Source organism: Mycobacterium sp. 852002-50816_SCH5313054-b (assembly GCF_001667185.1).
GTDB lineage: Bacteria > Actinomycetota > Actinomycetes > Mycobacteriales > Mycobacteriaceae > Mycobacterium.
Window position 1 is genome coordinate 1 of the sequence record NZ_LZIC01000096.1, and the last position, 21,471, is coordinate 21,471.

General features: G+C 66.5%; 21 protein-coding genes and 3 pseudogenes. 14 read left to right on the forward strand and 10 right to left on the reverse strand.

Features of this window, described 5'->3' with window-relative positions:
• Positions 1-53 precede the first annotated feature (53 nt).
• Positions 54-419 (reverse strand): annotated as a pseudogene (locus tag A5787_RS18695) (acyl-CoA thioesterase); the annotation flags it as partial.
• Positions 420-557: 138 nt separating this feature from the next.
• On the opposite strand from A5787_RS18695, the gene A5787_RS18700 reads away from it, so the two are divergent.
• The 6 genes and pseudogenes from A5787_RS18700 (at position 558) to A5787_RS18725 (ending at position 5,642) form a co-directional block, all read left to right on the forward strand.
• A complete protein-coding gene (locus A5787_RS18700) occupies positions 558-1,577 on the forward strand; it encodes an NAD(P)-dependent alcohol dehydrogenase (RefSeq protein WP_066969666.1) in 1,020 nt (339 codons plus the stop codon).
• Entirely contained in the window at positions 1,574-1,963 is a 390-nt protein-coding gene (locus tag A5787_RS18705; protein ID WP_066969668.1) for a DUF1801 domain-containing protein, read from the forward strand. Before A5787_RS18700 ends, A5787_RS18705 begins: the two co-directional genes overlap by 4 nt.
• Before the next feature lie 87 nt (positions 1,964-2,050).
• Positions 2,051-3,298 carry an acyl-CoA dehydrogenase family protein gene (locus A5787_RS18710; RefSeq protein WP_066969670.1) on the forward strand — a complete coding sequence of 416 codons (1,248 nt, stop codon included), beginning with the start codon at positions 2,051-2,053 and terminating at the stop codon, positions 3,296-3,298.
• Complete coding sequence (locus A5787_RS18715; RefSeq protein ID WP_066969671.1) at positions 3,295-4,173, forward strand: hypothetical protein; 879 nt, start codon at positions 3,295-3,297, stop codon at positions 4,171-4,173. The genes A5787_RS18710 and A5787_RS18715 overlap by 4 nt, the downstream gene beginning before the upstream one ends.
• A gap of 257 nt (positions 4,174-4,430) precedes the next feature.
• A complete protein-coding gene (locus A5787_RS18720; protein WP_197507255.1) occupies positions 4,431-4,760 on the forward strand; it encodes a DUF732 domain-containing protein in 330 nt (109 codons plus the stop codon).
• A 100-nt stretch (positions 4,761-4,860) separates the two neighbouring features.
• Positions 4,861-5,642, forward strand: a pseudogene (locus tag A5787_RS18725) (SDR family oxidoreductase).
• Between the two features lie 87 nt (positions 5,643-5,729).
• Here A5787_RS18725 and A5787_RS18730 read toward each other — a convergent pair.
• The 4 genes from A5787_RS18730 to A5787_RS18745 all read right to left on the reverse strand — a co-directional run bounded on the left by A5787_RS18730 (position 5,730) and on the right by A5787_RS18745 (position 10,872).
• Complete coding sequence (locus A5787_RS18730) at positions 5,730-8,627, reverse strand: RND family transporter (protein WP_066969675.1); 2,898 nt, start codon at positions 8,625-8,627, stop codon at positions 5,730-5,732.
• Positions 8,624-9,058, reverse strand: a complete 435-nt coding sequence (locus tag A5787_RS18735) for an MmpS family transport accessory protein (protein WP_197507257.1) — start codon at positions 9,056-9,058, stop codon at positions 8,624-8,626. The genes A5787_RS18730 and A5787_RS18735 overlap by 4 nt, the downstream gene beginning before the upstream one ends.
• 237 nt (positions 9,059-9,295) lie before the next feature.
• The gene (locus A5787_RS18740; protein ID WP_066969678.1) at positions 9,296-9,904 is read right to left on the reverse strand and encodes a TetR family transcriptional regulator; all 609 of its coding nucleotides are present in this window, start codon (positions 9,902-9,904) and stop codon (positions 9,296-9,298) included.
• A 35-nt stretch (positions 9,905-9,939) separates the two neighbouring features.
• On the reverse strand, positions 9,940-10,872 hold the full coding sequence (locus tag A5787_RS18745; protein WP_066969679.1) for an alpha/beta hydrolase: 933 nt from the start codon (positions 10,870-10,872) through the stop codon (positions 9,940-9,942).
• A gap of 122 nt (positions 10,873-10,994) precedes the next feature.
• Here A5787_RS18745 and A5787_RS18750 point away from each other — a divergent pair, with 122 nt between their 5' ends.
• Entirely contained in the window at positions 10,995-12,371 is a 1,377-nt protein-coding gene (locus tag A5787_RS18750; protein WP_066969741.1) for an aldehyde dehydrogenase, read from the forward strand.
• Here the strand turns inward: A5787_RS18750 and A5787_RS18755 are convergent.
• Complete coding sequence (locus tag A5787_RS18755) at positions 12,364-12,996, reverse strand: methylated-DNA--[protein]-cysteine S-methyltransferase (RefSeq protein ID WP_066969681.1); 633 nt, start codon at positions 12,994-12,996, stop codon at positions 12,364-12,366. The two genes, A5787_RS18750 and A5787_RS18755, sit on opposite strands and share 8 nt — an antisense overlap.
• Positions 12,993-13,499 carry an RNA polymerase sigma factor gene (locus tag A5787_RS18760; RefSeq protein ID WP_066969683.1) on the reverse strand — a complete coding sequence of 169 codons (507 nt, stop codon included), beginning with the start codon at positions 13,497-13,499 and terminating at the stop codon, positions 12,993-12,995. The genes A5787_RS18755 and A5787_RS18760 overlap by 4 nt, the downstream gene beginning before the upstream one ends.
• 175 nt (positions 13,500-13,674) lie before the next feature.
• Here A5787_RS18760 and A5787_RS18765 point away from each other — a divergent pair, with 175 nt between their 5' ends.
• The 3 genes from A5787_RS18765 to A5787_RS18775 are packed head-to-tail and all read left to right on the forward strand — an operon-like array spanning position 13,675 to position 15,589.
• On the forward strand, positions 13,675-14,187 hold the full coding sequence (locus A5787_RS18765) for a methylated-DNA--[protein]-cysteine S-methyltransferase (RefSeq protein WP_066969685.1): 513 nt from the start codon (positions 13,675-13,677) through the stop codon (positions 14,185-14,187).
• Positions 14,187-14,900 carry a 2OG-Fe(II) oxygenase gene (locus A5787_RS18770; RefSeq protein ID WP_066969687.1) on the forward strand — a complete coding sequence of 238 codons (714 nt, stop codon included), beginning with the start codon at positions 14,187-14,189 and terminating at the stop codon, positions 14,898-14,900. Before A5787_RS18765 ends, A5787_RS18770 begins: the two co-directional genes overlap by 1 nt.
• Positions 14,901-14,923: 23 nt before the next feature.
• A complete protein-coding gene (locus A5787_RS18775) occupies positions 14,924-15,589 on the forward strand; it encodes a nitroreductase family protein (RefSeq protein ID WP_066969743.1) in 666 nt (221 codons plus the stop codon).
• A gap of 14 nt (positions 15,590-15,603) precedes the next feature.
• Here the strand turns inward: A5787_RS18775 and A5787_RS18780 are convergent, their stop codons facing one another.
• On the reverse strand, positions 15,604-16,002 hold the full coding sequence (locus A5787_RS18780) for a cupin (RefSeq protein WP_231994054.1): 399 nt from the start codon (positions 16,000-16,002) through the stop codon (positions 15,604-15,606).
• A gap of 193 nt (positions 16,003-16,195) precedes the next feature.
• On the opposite strand from A5787_RS18780, the gene A5787_RS18785 reads away from it, so the two are divergent.
• The 3 genes from A5787_RS18785 (at position 16,196) to A5787_RS18795 (ending at position 18,729) form a co-directional block, all read left to right on the forward strand.
• The gene (locus tag A5787_RS18785) at positions 16,196-16,738 is read left to right on the forward strand and encodes a carboxymuconolactone decarboxylase family protein (RefSeq protein ID WP_231994055.1); all 543 of its coding nucleotides are present in this window, start codon (positions 16,196-16,198) and stop codon (positions 16,736-16,738) included.
• 406 nt (positions 16,739-17,144) lie between these two features.
• A complete protein-coding gene (locus A5787_RS18790; protein WP_066969692.1) occupies positions 17,145-18,422 on the forward strand; it encodes a DEAD/DEAH box helicase in 1,278 nt (425 codons plus the stop codon).
• A 103-nt stretch (positions 18,423-18,525) separates the two neighbouring features.
• Positions 18,526-18,729: a cold-shock protein gene (locus A5787_RS18795; RefSeq protein ID WP_066969694.1), complete on the forward strand. Its 204-nt coding sequence runs from the start codon at positions 18,526-18,528 to the stop codon at positions 18,727-18,729.
• 660 nt (positions 18,730-19,389) lie between these two features.
• Here the strand turns inward: A5787_RS18795 and A5787_RS18800 are convergent.
• On the reverse strand, positions 19,390-20,040 hold the full coding sequence (locus A5787_RS18800) for a TetR/AcrR family transcriptional regulator C-terminal domain-containing protein (protein ID WP_066969695.1): 651 nt from the start codon (positions 20,038-20,040) through the stop codon (positions 19,390-19,392).
• A gap of 124 nt (positions 20,041-20,164) precedes the next feature.
• Between A5787_RS18800 and A5787_RS18805 the strand changes: the two genes are divergently transcribed.
• Positions 20,165-21,175 (forward strand): zinc-binding dehydrogenase, encoded by a 1,011-nt coding sequence (locus A5787_RS18805; RefSeq protein WP_082977312.1) that lies wholly within the window; start codon positions 20,165-20,167, stop codon positions 21,173-21,175.
• Here the strand turns inward: A5787_RS18805 and A5787_RS28800 are convergent.
• Positions 21,155-21,367 (reverse strand): annotated as a pseudogene (locus A5787_RS28800) (WD40 repeat domain-containing protein); the annotation flags it as partial. The gene A5787_RS18805 and the pseudogene A5787_RS28800 overlap by 21 nt on opposite strands.
• Between the last annotated feature and the right edge of the window lie 104 nt (positions 21,368-21,471).

Consider the following 21,471-nt stretch of genomic DNA (forward strand, 5'->3'; position numbering starts at 1 on the left):
CCGGCGCTGGCCGCCCTGAGCGACGTGTTCTATCCACGGGTCTTCCTGCGCCGCGGGCGGGCTTCCGTGTCGGCCCAGCTGTCGCGGACGGTCGCGAACACCGCCGTCGCAGTTGCCTTGGCTTCGCCCTGCTGGCTGAGCTCCACATACCAGTGCTGATTGGTGCGGTTGGAGCGCACGACGCGCAGTGAGAGGTCGAAGGCGCCGTCGGCGACGGGTGCGGCGAAGTTGACCGTCAAGGCCAGCGGCTCACCGATGCGGTCGGGATGCGTCTCGATGGCCCGCACGATGATGGCCGTGGTGATTCCCCCGAAAGGGCCGACCATGTTGGCCCATTCCGGATGCGTCCTGCCCTGCCGGACCCCGGCGTCGATCACGTCGAGTTGGACCGCGTCGTCAAACGGGTGCGTGCCGGTCATTCCGATTCCTTGATCGCCATAGCATCGGGCGGTAAATCGCACAGCGATGCGCGCCGACGGCAGATTACTTGCCACCGAGCGGGGCCGCTAAATTGGGGCCTCGGCCGAGCCGCGCGGACAAAAGGAGGTGGGTCCCGCATGAAAATTCCGGATCGCCAGGCAGCGATGGTGATGAACGCCCCCGGCGCGCCCCTCGAGACCGTCGACAGGCCGGTCGGGAAACCCGGTCCCGGGCAGGCGCTCATCAGGGTGCGGGCCTCGAGCCTCAACTTTCACGACAACGTCAACCTGATGGGGCTGCTGCCCGGACCGTGGCCACGCGTGCCGATGAGCGACGGCGCCGGGGAAGTGGTGGCGGTCGGACCCGGGGTCGACTGGCCGCAGGTGGGGGACCGGGTGATGGGGACGTTTCACCCCGGGTGGCTCGATGGGCCGCCGACACCGGAGTCCAAACGCGAGCTGCCCGGCGACACCGAAGACGGGTGGCTGCAGCAGTACCGGGTCGCCGACGCCTCTGGACTGGTGCCCACGCCCGCGCACCTCAGCGACATCGAAGCCGCCACGGTGCCCTGCGCCGGCGTGACGGCCTTCAGTGCCCTGAGGGAAGCCCACATCGGCGGCGGCGACGTCGTGGTCACCCAGGGAACCGGTGGGGTATCGCTGTTCACGGTCCAGCTCGCCAAGCAGTTGGGCGCCACTGTGATCCTGACGTCGTCGTCCGACGAGAAGCTGAAGATCGGATCGGACCTGGGCGCAACGCATCTCGTCAATTACCGCGCGACACCGAACTGGGAGACCGAGGTCAAGCGGCTGACCGACGGAAGAGGCGCCGACCTGATCGTCGACCTCGGCGGGCCCGCCACCCTGGCGCAGTCGGTGCATTCGGCGAGGGTGGGCGGCACGATCGCCGTGATCGGCGTGTTGACCGGATTCGACACGGCGCCCGTCTCGGTCGCGGAGGTGATGCTCAACAATCTGCGTATCGTGGGGATCACCGTGGGCAGCGTGCGAGCGCACCGGGAGTTGTGCGAGTTCATGTCGAGTGCGGGCATCAAGCCTTACATCAGCCATGTCTTTGACTGGGAGAACCTCGACGACGCACTGGCGATGATGCGGGCCGGCCGGCACGTCGGCAAGATCGCGCTCACCATCCCCTGACGCAGGAAGGCAACGGCACCGTGACGGACTCTCCTTCGAAGCTGATCGACGCCCGAATCAAGGAGCTGGGTGACTGGCGCGGCGAAACGCTCGCTCACATCAGAAGATTGATCAAGCAGGCCGATCCCGATGTGGTCGAGGAGTGGAAGTGGCGCGGCGTCCCGGTCTGGTATCACGACGGGATGATCTGTACCGGGGAGGCCTACAAGAACGTGGTCAAGATGACCTTCGCCAAGGGCGCCTCGCTGGACGATCCGTCGGGTCTTTTCAACTCCAGCCTCGACGGCAACACGCGGCGAGCCATCGATTTCCATGAGGGCGACAAGATCGATGAGACCGCCCTGACGGCGCTCATCCGGGCCGCGGTGCAGCTGAACGCGTCGTAGGCGACCTGTACAGTCGTCAAGCGGTGCTGTACAGTCGCCCAGCACGAGTTCGAGGAGGCCATCGGCGATGACGCGCAGGCGAATTCGGTGAGCGGCGAGTCGGTCCAGGAGTTCCGCAGCCGAGCCAAGGCCTGGTTGGCCGAGAACCTGCCAAGGCTCGACTCCGAAGACGCGATGGCGTTGGAGCGCGACGAACTGGCGTCCTGGCGGCGCGCGCGCGAGCTGCAACGGAAGTTGTACGACGGGGGATTCGCCGGCATCTGTTTTCCGCGGGAGTACGGCGGGCTGGGACTCGGCTACGAGTACAAGAAGGCGTTCGACGCCGAGGCCCTGGCTTACGAGACGCCGCTGCTCCTCAACATCCCGTCCTTTGCCATTTGCTGCGCGACGATCCTCGACATGGGCAGCGAGGAGCAGAAGCGCAGCCACATCCGAGCGGCGCTGCGCGGCGACGAAGTGCTGGTCCAGCTGCTGTCGGAGCCCAGCGGCGGATCCGATCTGGCGGGTGTGATCACCCGCGCCGATCTCCGCGACGGACGCTGGATCATCAACGGCGCCAAGACGTGGAGCACGTGGGCGTTCGCCGCCGACTACGGCCTGTGCCTGGCCCGAACCGACTGGGACGCACCCAAACACAACGGCCTGACCATGTTTCTGGTACCCCTTCGCCACCCCGGGGTGACGATCAACCGGATCCGTCAGGTCAACGGCTCGGTCGAGTTCTGCGAGGAATTCTTCGACGACGTCGACGTGGGCGAAGACGCCGTCGTCGGGGAACCGGGCAAGGGGTGGGACGTCGCGTCGCGGCAGCTCTACCACGAGCGGCGCACCATGGGCGACGGCTCGGAGTACACCAGCGGCCCGGGAATCGCTGAGGCCGAAGACATTTCGATCGACCTGATGTCGCTGGTCGACCGCTCGAAGCAGGGCGACAGCGAACGCGTCCGGGAGATGGTCGGCCGCGTCCTGGTGCACCGGGCGGTACACGCGCAACTCAGCGAGCACGTCTTCCACGCCGTGGTCGCCGGAACTCTGCCCCCGGCCGCGGGATCGATCATCAGGCTCGACATGGCCGAGGTTCACGACGTCGAGAACGACACCGCCCACGCCATCGCCGGCCCGGCGGCCGTGGTTGAGGACGATGCGGGGCTGCTCGACGTCGGCACGCGTTACCTGGGCCGCCAGATCGCCAGCATCGGGGGCGGCACGACGGAGATGGCGCGCAACGTGATCGGCGAGCGGGTCCTGAACTTTCCCCGCGAGTACGCCGCCGACCGCGGTGTGCCGTTCAACCAGGTGCGCCGGGGCAAAGCCGCCGAGGGAGGCCAGCAGTGAGCGACCAACTCCGGGACATCCGCGAGCTCGCCAACGACACCGATGCCTATCGGGACGAGTTGTTCCGGCGCTGGACCGGCCTGCTCAGCTACCGCTACATCGGCCGCAATCACTCGTCCATGAACGTGGGCGAATCCGACGACACCGTCACCATCCGTCGCGACATGCGCAATGAGGCGGGCGGCCTGATGGTCGCGCCGCTGGCCATCTCGTCCCCGGAGGGATGTCAGACCGACATGGTGGCGGTCCCCAATCCGGTCATCGCGTCGGTACAGATCGTCGACCCCGGCTACGACGTCAAGCGAGTCGAGATCGTCGGGTCCGGCATCGTGCACCAGGGCCGGACCATGGGCTACGGCCGGTGCACGATCGTGGATGCCGACAATCCCGAGCGCGTGATCGCCTTCAACGAGGGGCAGGGAGCGGTCATCGGTGTCCCACCGGAAGGCCTTGGCAAGATGGATGTTTCGGGCACCGAGCTGGTGGTCGAGGACTCACCCGACCTGCCGCCGCTGTGGGAGGCCTTCGGTGCGAGCAAGCGCGACGACGGGCATTGGGTGCTGCCGGCGCTGAGCGCCGAACTCGCCTCGCCGGACGCCGCGCTGCACATCGGACCCCAGCACGTCGTCCTCGAGACCGCAGCGACCGATCTGGCAGCCGACGTTGCCGGGACCAGGAAGGTGCAGGTGATCAGCTGGCACGTCATGTTCATGTCCCGCGGCAAAGTGGGCCCCTTCCGGGTGGAAGGCACGGCGCACATCGCCGGTTCAGGGGGCGGGCGCGTCGGCGTGCGCATGCTGCTGCACGACGAGGGAAACGCGGACAAAGCGATCACCTCCGCCGCGGCGATCTTCGAGGTCGTGGACGCCCGCTAGTCGACGCGGTCGCATCGTTCCCGAACGGGAATTAAACGCAAACGGTGGGTTAAATTTCGGCCTTTCGGGGCGTCCGGCCAGGGGTGGCGGTTGACCAAAGCGCAGTTCACGCCCAAAATGATTGACATCGGATACTATCTACATCTGAAATCGTCAACAGCGGACACGATGCTGGCGTTTAACTTTCGACTTGAGTGTCGAGCCCGGTTGATGTGAGGCGTTGAAAGCGATGGGGGACAACAATGAAGCACCGCGAAATGAAAAAGAAAATGTCGGCGTGCGCGTTTGGCGCCCTGGTGGCTGTCGCGCTGGCGCCGGCAGGGGCCGCGCACGCCGACCAGACGGACCAGGACTTCACCAACTTCCTGCAGTCGCACGGCGTCAACCTCGGCACCCCGGCCTTTACCGTGAAGGCGGCGCACGCGATGTGCCAGGATCTCGACGCGGGTTACACCGAGAGGGACGAGGTGGACCAAATCACCGGGGCGCATCGACTGCAGCCGGGTCAGGCCCAGATGTTCGTCGCCGCGGCCACCGCGGACTACTGCCCGCAACACCATCCGGCCAGCGCCCCCAAGAAGAAGTAACCCCCGACAGGGCCCGACCACGAGTCGACTAAACCCTGGTCATACATCTGCGTGCATATGTATGGTGCAACAAACCCATGGGCACGACAGGAGAAGACCGGTGGCAGAACGCTTGGGGGGAAAGGTCGCGCTCATCAGCGGCGGTGCGCGGGGGATGGGCGCGTCGCACGTGCGGACGCTGGTGGCCGAGGGCGCCAAGGTGGTGTTCGGCGACATCCTCGACGACGAGGGCAAGGCCGTCGCGGCCGAGGTTGGTGACGCGGCCCGCTACGTGCACCTGGACGTGACGAGACCCGAGCAAGGGAATCGGCGGTGGCCACCGCCATCGGCGAGTTCGGCGGGATCGACGTGCTGGTGAACAACGCCGGCATCCTGAACATCGGCACCATCGAGGACTACGAACTGTCCGAGTGGCACCGGATCCTGGACATCAATCTGACGGGCGTGTTTCTCGGAATCCGCGCCGTGGTGAAACCCATGAAGGAATCGGGACGGGGATCGATCATCAACATCTCCTCGATCGAGGGCATGGCCGGCACCATCGCCTGCCACGGTTACACGGCAACCAAATTCGCGGTCCGGGGCCTGACGAAGTCAGCCGCGCTGGAACTGGGGCCGAGTGGGATCCGCGTCAACTCGATCCATCCCGGGCTGATCAAGACGCCGATGACCGAGTGGGTCCCCGAGGACATCTTCCACACCGCGCTGGGCCGCATCGCCGAGCCCAGGGAGGTCTCCAACCTCGTGGTGTACCTGGCCAGCGACGAATCGAGTTATTCGACCGGCTCCGAGTTCGTCGTGGACGGCGGCACCACTGCCGGCCTTGCGCACAAGGACTTCTCCGCGGTCGACGCCGGCCAGCAGCCCGAGTGGGTCACCTAGCCCCCACCCCACATCGAAACTGCGTCCAGCGCCACAAAATTCGGGTCTAGCACGCGCTGCGCTCAGGCTCGGCGCGTCGTTACCAGCTCAGGGTGCCACCGCGAACGATTCGCGCTCCCTTGCCGGCGCGGGCCACGGCGACGGCACCGGCCGTTGGCGAACCCGTTGGGGCCACCAGAACCACTTGCCCAGCAGCGCGGCGATCGACGGCGTCATCAGCGACCGCACGATCAGCGTGTCGAAGAGCAGGCCGAGGCCGATGGTGGTGCCGACCTGGCCGATGACCGTGAGCTCACTGACCGCCATCGTCATCATCGTGAAGGCGAACACCAGCCCCGCCGAGGTGACCACGGATCCGGTTCCGCCCATAGCCCGGATGATGCCGGTGTTCAGGCCGGCGTGGATCTCTTCCTTGAATCGGGACACCAAAAGCAGGTTGTAGTCGGCGCCGACGGCCAGCAGGATGATGACCGACATCGCCAGCACCATCCAGTGCAGTTCGATGCCGACCAGGTGTTGCCAGATGAGCACCGAAAGCCCGAAGGACGCCCCGAGCGAAAGCAGGACCGTGCCGACGATCACCGCTGAGGCCACGACGCTTCGCGTGATGATCAGCATGATGATGAAAATCAGGCACAGCGAGGCGATTCCGGCGATCAGCAGGTCATAGTTGCTGCCGTCCTGCATGTCCTTGAAGGTGGCCGCGGTCCCGCCGAGGTAGATCTTGGAGCCTTCCAGCGGCGTGCCCTTGAGCGCCTCGTACGTGGCCTTCTTGATCCCATCGATGTGCGAAATGCCCTCCGGCGTCATGGGATCGCCGTCGTGGCTGATGATGAAGCGCACCGCGTGGCCGTCGGGCGGCAGGAAGTTCTTCATGCCCTTCTTGAACTCGGCGTTGTTGAAGGTCTCCGGGGGCAGGTAGAACGAGTCGTCGTTCTTGGAGGCGTCGAACGCCTTGCCCATGGCGTTGGAGTTCTTCTGGGCCTCGTTCTGCTGATCCTGCAGACCCTTTTGGGTCGAATACATCGTCAGCATCGTCGTTTTCATCGCCTTCATGTTCTCGATCATGGAGGGCATCAGCGCCACCATCTGAGGCATCAGGGTGTCGAGGTGATCCATGACGGGCAGCAGGCTCTGGATGTCATCGGTCATCGTGTCGATGCCGTCCAGGGCGTCGAAGACCGAGCGAAGCGAAAAGCAGACCGGGATGTCATAGCAGTGCTTTTCCCAGTAGAAATAGCTTCGGAGCGGGCGGAAGAAGTCCTCGAAATCGGCCATGTGGTCGCGCAATTCGGCGATGTCGATGGTCATCTCATGCATCTTTTTGACCATGATGTGCATGCTGTCGGCCATCTGCGCGGTGATGCTCTGCATCTTGACCATGCTGTCGATGGTGGTCTGCATCATGTCGGCCTGGTGCAGCATGTCGGCCATCTGATCCGCTTGGTACTTCTGGTTCATCTGCTGGGAGACGCCCTGCATGCTGATCTGAAACGGGATCGAGGTGTGCTCGATCGGCGTGCCCTGCGGCCGGGTGATCGCCTGCACGCGTGAGATTCCGGGCACCCGGAAGATCGACTTGGCGATCTTGTCGATGACCAGGAAGTCGGCGGAATTGCGGAGGTCGTGGTCACTTTCGATCATCAGTAGCTCGGGGTTCATCCGCGCCATGGAGAAGTGCCGGTCGGCGGCCGCGTAGCCGGCGTTCGCCGGCAGATCGGCGGGCAGGTATTTGCGGTCGTTGTAGTTGGTCCGGTACCCGGGCAGGGTGAGCAGGCCGACGAGCGCGATCGCGATCGTCACGATCAGAACGGGCCCGGGCCACCGGACGACGACGGCGCCGATCTTGCGCCAGCCGCGGATGCGCTGCGCCCGCCTGGGCTCGAGGGTCTGGCGGAAGCGCGACGCCACCGAGATCACCGCGGGGCCCAGCGTCAAGGCCGCGGTGACCACGACGACCATGCCGATGGCCAACGGGATGCCCAGCGTCTGGAAGTAGGGCAGGTTGGTGAAGTGCAGGCAGAACGTCGCGCCCGCGATGGTCAAACCCGACCCCGCCACCACGTGCGCGGTGCCGCCAAACATCGTGTAATAGGCGTCTTCTCGCGATTCGCCGACCGAGCGGGCTTCCTGATATCGCCCGATCAGGAAGATCGCGTAGTCGGTGGCGGCCGCGATCGCCAGCGTGACCAACAGGTTCGTGGCGAAGGTGGAGAGCCCGATGATGTTGTGGTAGCCGAGGAAGGCCACCATGCCGCGGGCGGCGGCCAGTTCGAGCACGACCATCACCAACGTGAGCAGCACCGTGACGATGGACCGGTAGACCATCAGCAGCATCGCGATGATCACGATGAAGGTGACGGTGGTGATCACCTGCAGGCTGCGGTCGCCGGCGATGTGCTGATCCGCTTGCACCGCGGCGGGTCCGGTGACATAGGCCTTGACCCCGCTGGGCGGGGGCAGGTTTTTGACGATGTCTTGGACGGCCTCGACCGACTCGTTGGCCAGGGCCTCGCCCTGGTTGCCGGCGAGGTAGACCTGGACGTAGGCGGCCTTGCCGTCGTTGCTCTGGACGCCGGCCCCACTGAGTGGGTCGCTCCACATGTCTTGGACGTGCTCGACGTGTTTGGTGTCGGCGTCGAGCTTTTTGACCATCCGGTCGTAGTAGGCATGGGCGTCGGCGCCCAGCGGATTTTGGCCCTCCAGCACGATCATGACCGAGCTGTTGGACTTGTATTCGCCGAACACCTCACCCATGTGTTTTGTCGCGATGACCGATTGCGCGTCGTCGGGGCTCATCGAGACCGAGCGCATCTTCCCGACCTCGTCCAGCTGCGGGACGATCGTGTTGAGCACCGCAATGATCCCGATCCAGCCCAGGATGATGGGCACGGCGAAGCGTCGGATGATTCGCGGGATCGCCGGGCGCACGGCGTGTCTGGTGATGGGGAGGGTGTCGGTCGGGTGTTCAGCGCTTGCGCTCATGCGGATTTCACCAAGCAAAAGGTCAGGGCGTGCACGCCGTCGGTTACCTTCTCGTCCTTGACCTCATCGTCGATGGTGATGCGACAACCGAGGCGGTCACCGTCGCTTTGCGCCGAGAGGTTCGGGAAGACCGACGGGGCGGTCGTGGACAGGACCAAGGTCCAGGGCAGCGGCGCGTCGTCGATCCGTTTCGGGTCGGCGGACAGATCCAGATAGTTCACATTGGCGTGACTGGCCGAGCCGAAGATCTCGTATTTGACGACCTTGGGTTTGAACGGCTTGGAATCCTCCTGCCGTGGGCTCGTCAGGACACCGGTGTCGTTGGCCGTGAAGAACGACTTGACCCGCGCCACCGTGAACCCGCCGATCACCACCACCGCCACGATCAACATCGGCAACCACGCGTTGCGCACGACTTTGGATAGCTGCACCTGCGTGGATTCCTCTCGTCGTCAAATCAACGTTGGTGCGTCGCCTGCGCGGTGATCACCGTTATTAGGTTGCGCCACAACGGCGTTCATCCGCCGTCGTGATCGGTTTGGGTTTTCGAGCCCCGGGAAGTCTGTCCCTGCACCGCGAACCCCCGTCTGATGCCACCACAGCATAATACACCGCCTGCATAATTTGCAGACAATGCAAACGAAGGTGATCTAGCTAACTATCCGGCGTCACTGGGCGAAGATGCTGTTGACCAGGGCGGCGGCGCGCTCGACGTAGGGCATCGGCGTGTCGTCGAAATCCTGTGGGTCGGCACTGGCCCAGCGCTCGATGCCCGAACGCACCGCCGTCAACGCCAGCGCCGCGATCAACGCGGGTATCTCGTCGTCGGGGCGCATCTTTTGGCGACGGGCGACGATGTCGGTCAGCTGGTTCTGAAACCTTTCGAGCTCGGCGAGGAACGCCGCCAACACCGCGGGGCTGGTCTTGCAGAGTTCGAGCATGCCCGCGGCCTGTTCGCGCAGCGGCGGCATGTCGCGCAGATGGTGTCCCGCGAGGCTGATCAGCTCCGCGAGGACCACCGAATAGGGCGCCGGCCCGGCCGCGACGAATTCCGCGGCGAGCTCCCCGGGTAGGTCCGACGGGCCATAGGCGATCGCGGACTCTTTGTTCGGGAAGTAATTGAAGAACGTGCGCGTCGAAATCCCGGCTTCGACGCAGATCTCTTCGATGGTCACCTTGTCGAAGCCGCGTTCGAGCGCCAAGCGCACCGCGGCGTCGCGGACGTCGGCGCTGGTCTGGCGACGACGCCGCTCGCGAAGACCCAGGGGATTGCCCATGCCACTAATAGTTGCACAAACCGCAAACTTTGCAGTCAACTTGCCGCGGGTGGGGCGAGGGCGTCGCGCAGGTGATCGCATTGACTGGCGAAGAATCGGACCGAGACCGGCGCCTTGTCCGCGATCTGGTCGAACGCGTGAAACGCGCCCGGGACGACCTCCTCGTGCACGCGAACCCCCGCTTCGCGCAGCCGCCGCCCGTAGTCCAGACACTCCTGATGGAACAGGTCCAGCGTCCCGACGCCGATCCAGGCCGGCGGCAGGCCCGAGAGATCTTCCCGGCGCGCCGGCGCGGCCTCAGCGGGATCCGCGCCGCTCAGGTACCACCGCCACGCCTGCTGGTTGTCGGTGTCGGTCCACATGAGCCGCTTGTGACCGCCGCGGTTGGCGCCGGTGCGATCGTCGAGCATCGGGTACACCAGCATCTGAAACGCAAGGCTGATGTCCTTGCGATCGTGCGCCCGCTGCGCCACGGCCGCCGCGAAGTGACCGCCGGCGCTGGCCCCGCCGACCGCCACGCGATCCGGGTCGACCCACGGCTGGTCCGCCAGCCAGCGCAGCGCCGCGTAACAATCCTCGACCGGGATCGGGTAGGGGTGCTCGGGTGCCAGCCGGTGGTCGACCGCGGCCACCGCGACCCCGGTCCGATGCGACAGCTTTCGCAGGAATTTGTCGTCCTGGGCGGCGTGACCCATGATCGTGCCGCCGCCGTGGATCCACAACATCGCCGGCGCCCGCACGGGAAGGCGGGCAGGCCGATGCAGGCGGACGGTCACGTGCTCGTTGACCGCGGCCACCGGGACGTTGCGGATCCGGCCCGCGCTGCCCATCAGGTTCATGAGCCGGCGCTGGATCTTGTAGCCCCGGTGCAGGGCGTAGCCGCGGGGCAGGAATCGGGCCGCCGCACGCAGACCGGGGTCCAACGCGTGCCGTGACGTGAAGGCGTTGTCCGCGTATGCGTTTGCCATCGCGTGCCCTTCGGTTCGGTTCGCCGACCCTACCTGAAGCCATCGACGTCCACAGGCATTAACTGATTGGCCCGTGCGCCGAGGGGGTAAACGGGGTCGTGGCTTCGACCCTGACCAAGATCATCAGCGTCCTGGACCCTCGCACCGGCGACACCGTGTCGCAGGTGCCCATCACCGAGCCGGCCGACTGCGACGAGGCGATCCGGCGAGCCGCGGAGGCCGCACCCGGCTGGGCGCGCACGCGTTCCGCCGAACGTGCCGCCGCGATCGCCGCGGCGGCGGCCGATGTCCGCGCCGCGGCCCGCGAACTCGCCGAACTGAACGAGCGCGAGACCGGGAAGCTGCGCGACGACGCCCTCGGTGGCGTGGACGCCGGTGTCGGCACCCTGATGCAGTACGCCCAGCTTGGGCCGTTGCACCGCGGGCGCAGCCTGCAGGGCGGGTGGTCGGCGACCGATCTGATGGTTCCCCAGCCACGCGGCGTGGTGGCGGTGCTCGCGCCCTGGAACGACCCCGTGGCGGTGGCCGCCGGGCTGCTCGGCGCGGCGCTGGTGACCGGAAACACCGTGGTGCACAAGCCCAGCGAGCGCTGCCCGCAGACGGGCCGGCGGTTCGCCGAACTGTTGGCCGCGCGCCTGCCCGACGGCGTGCTGCAGATCGTCGACGGCGATGAAACGGTCGGTGCCCGGCTGGCCGAGGCGGAGCGCGTCGACGTGGTCGCGCACGTGGGCAGCAGCGCGGCCGGCCGAGAGATCGCCCGCGCCTGCGCCGAACGCGGCGCGAAGGCGCTGCTGGAGAACGGCGGCAACGACGCGTTGATCGTCGACGCCGACGTCGACCCCGGCTGGGCGGCCGGCCAGGCCGCACTGGGCGCCTTCGCCAACGCGGGTCAGGTCGGCGTGTCGGTGGAGCGAATCTATGTCGTCCAGTCCATCGCTGACGCGTTCGTCGGCGCGCTGGCCGACGAGGCCGCATCGTGGACCGATCGGATCGGGCCGCTGGTCGACGAGCGTCATCGCGATCAGGTGCACGCGCACGTCCAGGACGCGGTCCGGCGTGGGGCCCACGTCTTGGCCGGCGGCGAACCGGGACCGGGTCCGGGGGCCTTCTACCCGCCCACGGTGCTGACGGACTGCACGCCCGACATGCTGGTGATGAGCGAGGAAACGTTCGGTCCGATCGCCGCGGTGCGAATGGTTCCCGACTTCGCCGGCGCCCTGGCCGAGGCGGCCGACGACCGCTACGGGCTCGCCGCGACCGTGCTGACCGCCGACATGGCGCACGCGCAGGAGGCGTGGCACAGCCTGCCGGTGGGCACCGTCAAGATCAACAATGTGTTCGGCGGCGCCCCCGGGGGCGCGTCCCAGCCGCGCCGCGCCAGCGGCAGTGGGTTCGGCTTCGGTCCCGAGCTCCTCGACGAGATGACCACGATGAAGCTGGTGCACTGGTCGCCCGCGCCCGTATCCCGCGAGGGTGCAACTACCGACGGCCCTATTTGAGAAACGCGTCGCTAGTTCCACTTTCGGCAGTCCGCTCGAGGTCCAGCAGGACGCGCTTGGCGGCGGTACCGCCGCGGTAGGCGCCCATCGTTCCGTCGGAACGGATCACCCGGTGGCACGGCACGAAAATGGGAATGGGGTTGGTCGCGCATGCGGTGCCGACGGCGCGCACGGCCTTGGGGGAGCCCGACAGCCGGGCGAGGGTGGCGTAGCTGGCAGTGCTGCCGTAGCCGACGTCGACGCTGAGGTGTTGGAGAACCGTGCGCCGAAAGCCTTGGGACAGTGACCAGTCCAGCGCGACGTCGAAGCCGTGGCGGCGGCCGGTGAGGTATTCGTCGAGTTGCCGCGCAACAGGATCCAGCCGGGTGGGCGACTCGAGCACCCGCGGGCTGATGCGCTCCGAAAGGTTCTGCAAGACGCTGTCGCGGTCTTCGTTAGCGAACGCCACCCGCAGCAGTCCTCGGGGAGTGGCCGCCAACAGCAGCGGCCCGACGACGGAATCGACTGTGCGGTAAGCGATGTCGAGGAGGTCGCCGGCCTGGGCGTCCCTTTCCAGCCGGGCGTGCAGGCGCCGAAGCTGCTCGCGGTCGACCGGGTAGTGCTTCGTCAGATCGGGTGTGGTCATTCGTGGTTCCTTGCGGTGTCGAGGCGGGGATAGGTGCGTCGGAGGGCGGCGATCCCGTCGGCGGCGGCCCGCCGGGCGGCGGCAACGCTGCCGCCGAGAATCGCGGCGATGTCGGAATAGGGAAGCCCGGCCAGGTAGTGGTAGGCCACCGCCTGGCGCTGCTTGGGCGGCAGCGCACCCACCGCGGCGTCGAGGTCGAGATCGTGCGTGTCGGCCCGCTCGCGGGCGGGGGAGTCGGGGGGATCGGCGACCGGGACGGCCCGCCGCGACGCCGCGCGGGCGATGTCGATGGCCTTGCGGTGCGCGATGGTCACCAGCCACGCCTCGACGTTGGCGTCGCCCGGTAGCTGCGGGTAGGCCTTCATGGCGGCCAGGAACGTGTCCGACCAGGCGTCGTCGGCGTCGGCGTGACCGACCACCGCCCGAACGACCCGCAACACCGTGGCACCGTGGCGGGCCACCACGGCCTCGAACGGCGGCTTGACGTGCGGGTCGACATCCATCAAATGGCCGGGGTAGGCATTCGGGTTCCTCCTAACATCCAGTCACTCCTATTCCGAAGACGCCGGCGCATCGGCGAATGTGAGAAAACGGATGCAACGAACCTAGCGCCGGCGGTGGCCTGCTGAGCTCACGTTTGCGGGCCGCCCATCGTTTACGGTGAAAGGAGGTTTGACGATGCAGACACGACACACGGTGACCGACAGCCCACTCGGCGAGCTGACCCTGGCCGCCGACGGCGATGCGTTGACGGGCGTGTATTTCCGGCACCATTGGCGTCCGCCGACGGCTGATGCCCTGGGCCGCTACGTGGAGGCGCGCGCCGACGTCCTGTTCGGTCGGGCGGTCGAGCAGCTGCGCGAATACCTGAGTGGGGAGCGCGCTCGGTTCGATCTGCCGATCGCCCTGACCGGTAATCCGCGTCAGCGCCGGCTCTGGGAACTGTTGCTCGACATCGGATATGGCGAGACCACCACCTATGGCGAGCTAGCCGCGCAACTGGGCGAGGGCGCCACGGCTTACGAAGTCGGCCAGGCGGTGGGCCGCAACCCGCTCAGCATCGTCGTGCCGTGTCACCGCGTGGTCGGCAGAAACGGCGCACTGACCGGTTACGCGGGTGGTCTGAAGCGCAAACGATTCCTGCTCGACCTGGAGGCACCGATACCCGCGGCGGCAGGCAGATTGTTCTGATGCCCTCGAAATGGGACCGGCGAGTGGACGCCGCGGACTGGGACGCGGTCGCCGCCGACATGAATGACGTTGGCGGCGCACTGCTTCCGCAGCTGATGACTCGTGGCGAGTGCGCGGCGATGCTTGCCCGCTATCCCGACGATGGCCTCTTTCGTGCCACCGTCGACATGACGCGCCACCGCTACGGGCAGGGCGAATACCGCTACTTCAAGCGGCCCTACCCGCAGCCGATCGAGGAACTGAAGCAGGCGCTCTACCCCCGGCTCCTGCCGATCGCCCGCGACTGGTGGACCAAGCTGCGCCGCGAGCCGCCCTGGCCCGACACGCTCGACGAGTGGCTGGACGCATGCCATCGCGCCGGCCAAACCAAACCCACGGCCTTGTTACTCAAGTACGGGCCGGGTGACTGGAATGCGCTGCATCGAGACCTCTACGGAGAACTCGTCTTTCCGCTGCAGGTCGTGATCAATCTCAACGAGCCGGGCGTGGCGCACACCGGCGGCGAGTTCCTGCTCGTCGAGCAGCGACCGCGCGCACAGTCCCGCGGCACCGCCACCACGCTGCCGCATGGGCACGGCTACGTCTTCACCACCAGGGAAAGGCCGATCCGCTCGACACGGGGTTGGTCGGCCGCCCCCGTGCGTCACGGGGTTTCGGTGGTCCGCTCCGGTGAGCGCTGCACGCTCGGCCTGATCTTCCACGACGCCGCCTGACCGCCTGCGGCACGATGGTGCTCATGGAGCTCCACGACGTCATGCGGTCCACGGCCGCCGTGCGCGAATTCGCCGATGACCCGCTTCCCGATGACGTGCTCGCGCGCATCCTGGACAACGCCCGCTTCGCGCCGACCGGCGGCAATCGGCAGGGCGTGCGCGTCATCGTCCTCCGCGACCCGCACACCCGGTCGGCCCTGGCCGACCTCGGACTGCCCGCCGCCCGCCGCTACACCGCGCAGCTCGCACACGGCGAGTCGCCGTGGAATCCGTTGTGGCCGAGCGGCGTCGACCCGTCGACGATCGACACGACCGAGCCGCCCGCGCAGATGTCGGCCCCGATTCGCGAGGCGCCGGTGGTGCTGGTGATCTGCCTGGACCTCGCCGTCGTCGCCGCCACCGATCAGGACCTCGACCGCGTCGGTGTGGTGCCCGGGGCCTCGGTGTACCCGTTCGTGTGGAACGTGTTGCTGGCCGCGCGCAATGAGGGCTACGGCGGGGTGTTGACCACGATGGCCGTGGCCGAGGAGCCGCGCGTCAAGGAGCTGCTCGGAGTGCCCGACTCGTACGCCATCGCCGCGGTCGTGCCACTGGGCAAGCCGGTGCGCCAGGTGACGAAGCTGCGGCGACGGTCGGTTCCGGAATTCGCGACCCGCGAGCGCTTCGACGGAGCACCGTTCGGCCGCTAAGTCGCGTCTTCCCGTCAGGAGAACGGGCAGCCGGGGTTTGCCGCATCCTCGGCCAGGGGCTTACCCGACGGGAGGACGTAGATGATCTCCAAGATTACCGGCGTCGCGCCGAGATTGCGGCCGAGGTGCACGTGCTCGGGCCCCGCAGGTTCGTTGATCGTGTCGCCCGGGTTGTAGATGCCGTCGATCGAGCAATCGGCGGCGTAGTGGGTGAGCGTCCCCTGCTTGATCGCGCCGACCAACGTGCCGTCGTGGAAGTGCCAGCCCGTGCTACCGCCCGCGGCGATGGTGCTTTCGCGGATGATGAAATCTCTTCCCTCTTGCGAGGATTGGTTGAGCGTTTGTGAATTCACCCCACTGTCGGGCGTCGCGAGGCTTTGGCCGGGCGGTGTGACGAATGAGAGTACGACCACAAGCGGGAGAACACCTACGGTGCGTGGACGCATCAATGTGGTCCTCTCTCTTCTGACTCTGCCGCCTGCAAGAGTGCTTCTATCAGAGCAATCAAGTGTCGTAGTGTCCAGTGAACGGTTTTCATCCAGAAACCAACTGGGTAGAGGAGACGATGAATTGACACGAATCGTGCCTTCCGAAGCGTTCGCTGCGGTGCCGACACAAGATCTCGGTCAAGGGGATCGGATCAACCTCGGTGTAGCCGCGATCATGGGCCGTCTCCCCGCGGTCACCGAGGCGCTGGGTTCGTTGACCGCGGCGCTGCGCGCCAACGGAACGCTGGCGCCCCGGCTACTCGAGCTGGTGCGGCTGCGCATCGCGTTTTTCAACCAGTGCCGAAGCTGCATGGCGGTGCGCTACCAAAGCGCCATCGACGACGGCCTCGACGACGCCGCCGTCTGCTCGCTGGAGCGGCCGGCCGACGCCGAACACCTCTCGGCGGCCGAGCGATCCGCCCTGCGCTTCGCCGAGCTGTTCGCCACCAACCATCTCGCCATCGATGACGCGGTTTACGACGAGCTGCGCGAGCATTTCAGCGAAGACCAGCTGGTGGAGCTCGGCGTGCATTGCGCCGTCGCACTGGGCATTGGGCGGCTGGCCGCATCCTGGGACGTCAGTGATGATCTTCCCGAAACGGCGGCGTCGTCCGAACGGCTGGCGCCGTGGAACTCCGAATCCGTGGTGGCGACGGGCTAGATGCCACGGCCGGCCGACATTCCGCCGCACCGCGAGTTCTGCCTCCGGGCCGGCCGCATCAGGGAACCGCAGAAACTGATATATGTGTCTCCGATCTCCGTCGCTACGGATCATTCTGCGCATTTGACCAGCATCGGCATCGGTCCCAGGGCGCGTTTGCGGGGACGGGATCGCCGTGCTGCTATGCTATGGACAACGCTGGCCGTCCTAGTGATGGCCAGTACGTCGTGAAACGCTTCTTCATACTTCCGGCGCCCGCCCTGAGATTCAGCGGCTGACGCACTGAATCTGGCGCAGTTCGTATCGCGGCGATCGATTTTGCCCACCGGCAATCTCGCCACCCTGTGCTGACAGATCGCGCGCATCTCGCCGCCGACTCGGCACAACCGATGCTGAAAGACATCAAGTGACTACTGGCAACACATTTGCCGATCTCGGCGTGCGCGAAGCACTCATCGAAGTGCTGACCACGCAGGGGATCACCCACCCATTTCCCATCCAAACCGAAACGCTTCCCGACACACTCGCCGGCCGCGACGTCCTAGGGCGTGGCAAGACCGGCAGCGGCAAGACGCTTGCCTTCTCGATCCCGATGGTCAGCAGGCTGGCCGGACACCCGCGCCGCCCATCGCGACCGTCGGGTCTGGTTTTGGCTCCCACGCGGGAGCTTGCCAGCCAGATCACCGCGACGCTGGAACCGTTGGCCGCCGCCAACAACCTCCGCGTGACAACGATCTTCGGTGGCGTACCGCAAGGCAGGCAGGTGGCGGCGCTGAAGTCCGGCGCCGACATCGTCGTGGCGTGCCCCGGCCGACTCGAAGACCTGATGAAGCAGCGGTTGATCAGCTTGGACTCGGTCGAGATCACGGTGATCGACGAAGCCGATCACATGGCCGATCTCGGCTTCCTGCCCGGCGTCACTCGCATCCTGGCGGCAACGCCGAGCGGCGGTCAGCGGCTGCTGTTTTCGGCCACTCTCGACAACGGCGTCGACAAGCTCGTCAACCGATTCCTGCGAAACTCGGTGCTGCACTCTGTCGACGGCTCCCACTCGCCGGTGTCCGAGATGACCCACCACGTGTTCCACGTCTCCGGCGCGCAGGCCAAGAAGGAGCTGGTACACCGGCTCGCCTCCGGTAGCGGGCGCCGAATCCTGTTCATGCGCACCAAGCATCAAGCGCGCAAACTCGCCAAGCAGCTCACCGAATCCGGTGTTCCGGCAGTCGATCTGCACGGCAACCTTTCTCAACCGGCACGCGACCGGAACCTCGCCGCGTTCAGCACGGGTGAGGCGCGGGTGCTGGTGGCCACCGACATCGCCGCGCGCGGCGTGCACGTCGACGGGATCGAACTGGTGGTGCACATCGATCCGCCCGCCGAGCACAAGGCTTACCTGCACAGGTCCGGGCGAACAGCTCGGGCCGGGAACGCGGGAGACGTCGTGACCGTTGTCCTGCCGGAGCAGCGCAAGGACACACACGCGCTGATGCGCCGCGCAGGAATCCGCGTCACTCCCCAAGAGGTCACCGTCGACTCGGCCGCCGTGCATGCGGTGGTCGGTGAACTGGCGCCCCACCGGGCTCCCGCACCGAGGAAGGTGGCCACGTCGCATCCGTTGCAGCCCCGCCGCTCGGGTACCGCCGGTCGTAGACGCGGTCGTCGCTCCGCCGGGGCGCCGCGTTAATTTTCGCGGCTGCACAACGGTTTTCATGACGGACCGGCTCGTGCTAATTTAGTCGTGTGGATGTTTTAGGTACATCCCGCATTTAGATGAGAGAAGAAAGTAAATGGCACAGGGAACTGTGAAATGGTTTAACGGTGAAAAGGGCTTCGGCTTCATCACCCCTGACGACGGCGCGAAGGACCTCTTCGTCCACTACTCGGAGATCCAGGGCAGCGGCTACCGCTCGCTGGAGGAGAACCAGCGTGTTCAGTTCGAGGTTGGACAAGGAGCCAAGGGGCCGCAGGCAATAGGAGTCTCCGCCGTCTAGGAAACTCACAAACCTGACAGTGGGCTGGTGCGATTGCTTCGCACCAGCCCACTGCACTTTTCCGTACCTTTCAGATGCGACACCGCCAGTTGTTTTAGTCAGCGCGCCCCGGGGGTGGAGGGCGGCAAATCGTCACGTGACGTAATGCACCCGTGCGCTTCCGCCGGCATCGGTGGGCGAGTGTGCCCGGCGGGGCCGATGCCTCCCGGCATCGCTTCGCGTCCGGGGCGGCATGCCGATCGATGAGAGGACGAAGTCGCCGTGCGTTGCGCTGGGATGAGCGTTGGTTGCGGTCGTGGACCGTGGTTCCGGCCCGCGGCGGCATGAGTGCAATGACCGTGCGCACCAGCCTAATTCGTCACTGTGACGTATTTCGATCAAGCGGTGGGAGAAGGAGGAAGGGTTCCGCGGGGTCGGCGCCGGGCGGGTCTACCGGGCCCGTCGCTACCGGCCGTCGCGCGGGGCGCTCGAGCTTCCGGCCGCGTCTGGGGGCTCCGTCGAGCCGTACGGCGGAGGGCCGATATGGGCGAGCCATGCTTGCAGGGGGCAATCGTCCAGTGTGGATGCGTGATCGGGCCGCCAGCTGCAATTCCTTTGTACCGATAAGCGACATTATGTCGGGTTAATTACTGCATCCCTCACACCACCGGAACCGTGCCTTCATGTGTTTTTGAAACCGCGTAGGAGCGCGCGTAGGCCGGCCTCGAATTGGGTCTCGGTGGCGGTGTCAGGCAGTTCGTCGGCCAGTTCGTGAAGGGCGGGGTACTCGGTGGCCGCCAGGCCGGCGAGGGCGCTCTGCCACTGTTCGTGATATGCGGCCGCGGGCTGGCGGTGCACCCGCGGAATCTCCCAGGCGAGGAAGCCCAGGGTGTATGTCAGCAATGCGTAGTAGATCTGCACCGCCGTCCGGGGGCCGAAGCCCGCCGATCGCAGCAGCCCAAGGCCGGCTTCCAGATTGCGGAAGACCGAGGGCGTCGCGAGGCCGCGGGCGGCGAGCACCGCCCCCAGGGACGGGTGGCGAAGGACCACCTGTCGGAGACGGCGCATGTGCTCGGCCAGGTCGCGATCCCACTCGTTAGGCCGGCCTTCGACGGTTTCCAAATCGGCTAACACCCGCTCGGCCATCGCATCAACCAAGTCGGCCTTGTTGGTGACGTGGCCGTAGAGCGTCATCACACCGGTCCCCAGGTGTCGGGCCAGTCGGGGCATGCTGAGTGCCTCCAGGCCCTCGCTGTCGACGAGTTCCAGGGCGCCGTCGACGACCGTCTCCCTGCTGATGCTGCCCCACCGGCGACGCGCTTGCTTCTGCATCGTCTTGACCCCAACTCCCGTATGGCTTACGCTTTCGTAAGGCTTACGGAAGACGATAGCAGGCGAAATCGAACATGGACCAACCCATCATCGCGACCTCTCCTGCTGCTGCGGGAGCCCCGCAGTGACAGAGCCGAACGCGGTCCGAGCGCGGGTCACCCGGTTCGGCGGACCTGAGGTGCTTCGCTTCCAAACATTCACGCTGGGCAGGCCGCGGCGCGGAAAGCTGCGGGTGCGGGTGACTCACTCGTCGGTCGGGTCGACCGACGCGGCGGCGCGTTCCGGGGACTACCTCTTGCAGCCCCGACCGGGCTTCGTTCCCGGCTACGACTTTGTCGGTGTGCTAGAAACCGTCAACGCTGCCGCGGGTCGCCGGGGATTCAGTGTCGGTATGCGGGTGGCCGGATGTCTGGCGCGGATGGGCAGCTACGCAACCCATCTCGATGTGCCCGCCGACCGGCTGATACCTCTGCCCGATGCGCTTGACTCGGCGCGGGCCGCCGCGCTGGCGCTCGATCTCGTTACCGCCGCGCTGGCGCTGAAACTCGCCGCTCCCCCGCGCGGGGGAACCGTTTTCGTGCAAGGAATTTCGGGCTCAGTTGGCAGGATTGCCACCCAGCGCGCGATCGCGAACGGGCTGCACGTTGTCGGTACGGCGTCGGAACGCACCCGTGCTAGCGCGGAGTCGCTCGGCGCTGAGGTCGTGGACTACCGCGATCCGAACTGGCCGGCGCTGGTGCAGAAACTCGCGCCCGGCGGCATCGACGCCGGTATCGACCACACCGGCAGCCCACTGGTTCGGGCTGTGATCGCGCCGGGGGGCACGGTGGTGCGCACCGCATGGAGCGGACGACCCGGACACGGCCGCATGGATGCGGCGCTGGGTGGCGCCACCGCGCTGGCACGCGCATTTGCGTCTCCGCGGGAACGCCTGTGCTCGGTGCCGCTGCTGGTCGCGCTGCAGCCCGCCAAGTACCGACGAATCCTCCAGGACGAACTGGACCGCGTCATCGGCGGCAGTGTCCGCGGTCCGATCGTGACGACGCTGCCGTTCTCAGACGTCAACGACGCTCACAGGAGACTGGACAGCCTCGCACCCGGACACAAGCTGGTCCTAGAGATGGCGAGCGATTAGGCAGCGCAAACGCCATGGCCCCTCGTGCCACACAACGCAACCGTTCCCGTTGCCGTTGACGACAACTGAGTAGACCGGCCCGTTATGGCTGCGTAGCGTTCGCAGTTGCCGGCGGCTCGGCAGATCCCATATGCGCACCCGCCCCTCGTCCGAACCTGTTGCGGCAGTGCGCCCGTCGGCGCTGACGGCGACAGAGCGAACTGCTCGTCAGTGCATCTGTCAACTTGCTGGAGAACTCGCAGGAAAAAACTCGTGGCTTGCGGTTGACTGTCACTGGATGACGGGGAGCGACTGCG

Coding starts and splice junctions, on each gene's coding strand:
- A5787_RS18700 (WP_066969666.1), top strand. CDS start 558: ATGAAAATTCCGGATCGCCAGGCAGCGATGGTGATGAACGCCCCCGGC.
- A5787_RS18720 (WP_197507255.1), top strand. CDS start 4,431: ATGAAAAAGAAAATGTCGGCGTGCGCGTTTGGCGCCCTGGTGGCTGTC.
- A5787_RS18730 (WP_066969675.1), bottom strand. CDS start 8,627: ATGAGCGCAAGCGCTGAACACCCGACCGACACCCTCCCCATCACCAGA.
- A5787_RS18740 (WP_066969678.1), bottom strand. CDS start 9,904: ATGGGCAATCCCCTGGGTCTTCGCGAGCGGCGTCGTCGCCAGACCAGC.
- A5787_RS18745 (WP_066969679.1), bottom strand. CDS start 10,872: ATGGCAAACGCATACGCGGACAACGCCTTCACGTCACGGCACGCGTTG.
- A5787_RS18755 (WP_066969681.1), bottom strand. CDS start 12,996: ATGACCACACCCGATCTGACGAAGCACTACCCGGTCGACCGCGAGCAG.
- A5787_RS18760 (WP_066969683.1), bottom strand. CDS start 13,499: ATGGATGTCGACCCGCACGTCAAGCCGCCGTTCGAGGCCGTGGTGGCC.
- A5787_RS18765 (WP_066969685.1), top strand. CDS start 13,675: ATGCAGACACGACACACGGTGACCGACAGCCCACTCGGCGAGCTGACC.
- A5787_RS18770 (WP_066969687.1), top strand. CDS start 14,187: ATGCCCTCGAAATGGGACCGGCGAGTGGACGCCGCGGACTGGGACGCG.
- A5787_RS18775 (WP_066969743.1), top strand. CDS start 14,924: ATGGAGCTCCACGACGTCATGCGGTCCACGGCCGCCGTGCGCGAATTC.
- A5787_RS18795 (WP_066969694.1), top strand. CDS start 18,526: ATGGCACAGGGAACTGTGAAATGGTTTAACGGTGAAAAGGGCTTCGGC.
- A5787_RS18800 (WP_066969695.1), bottom strand. CDS start 20,040: ATGCAGAAGCAAGCGCGTCGCCGGTGGGGCAGCATCAGCAGGGAGACG.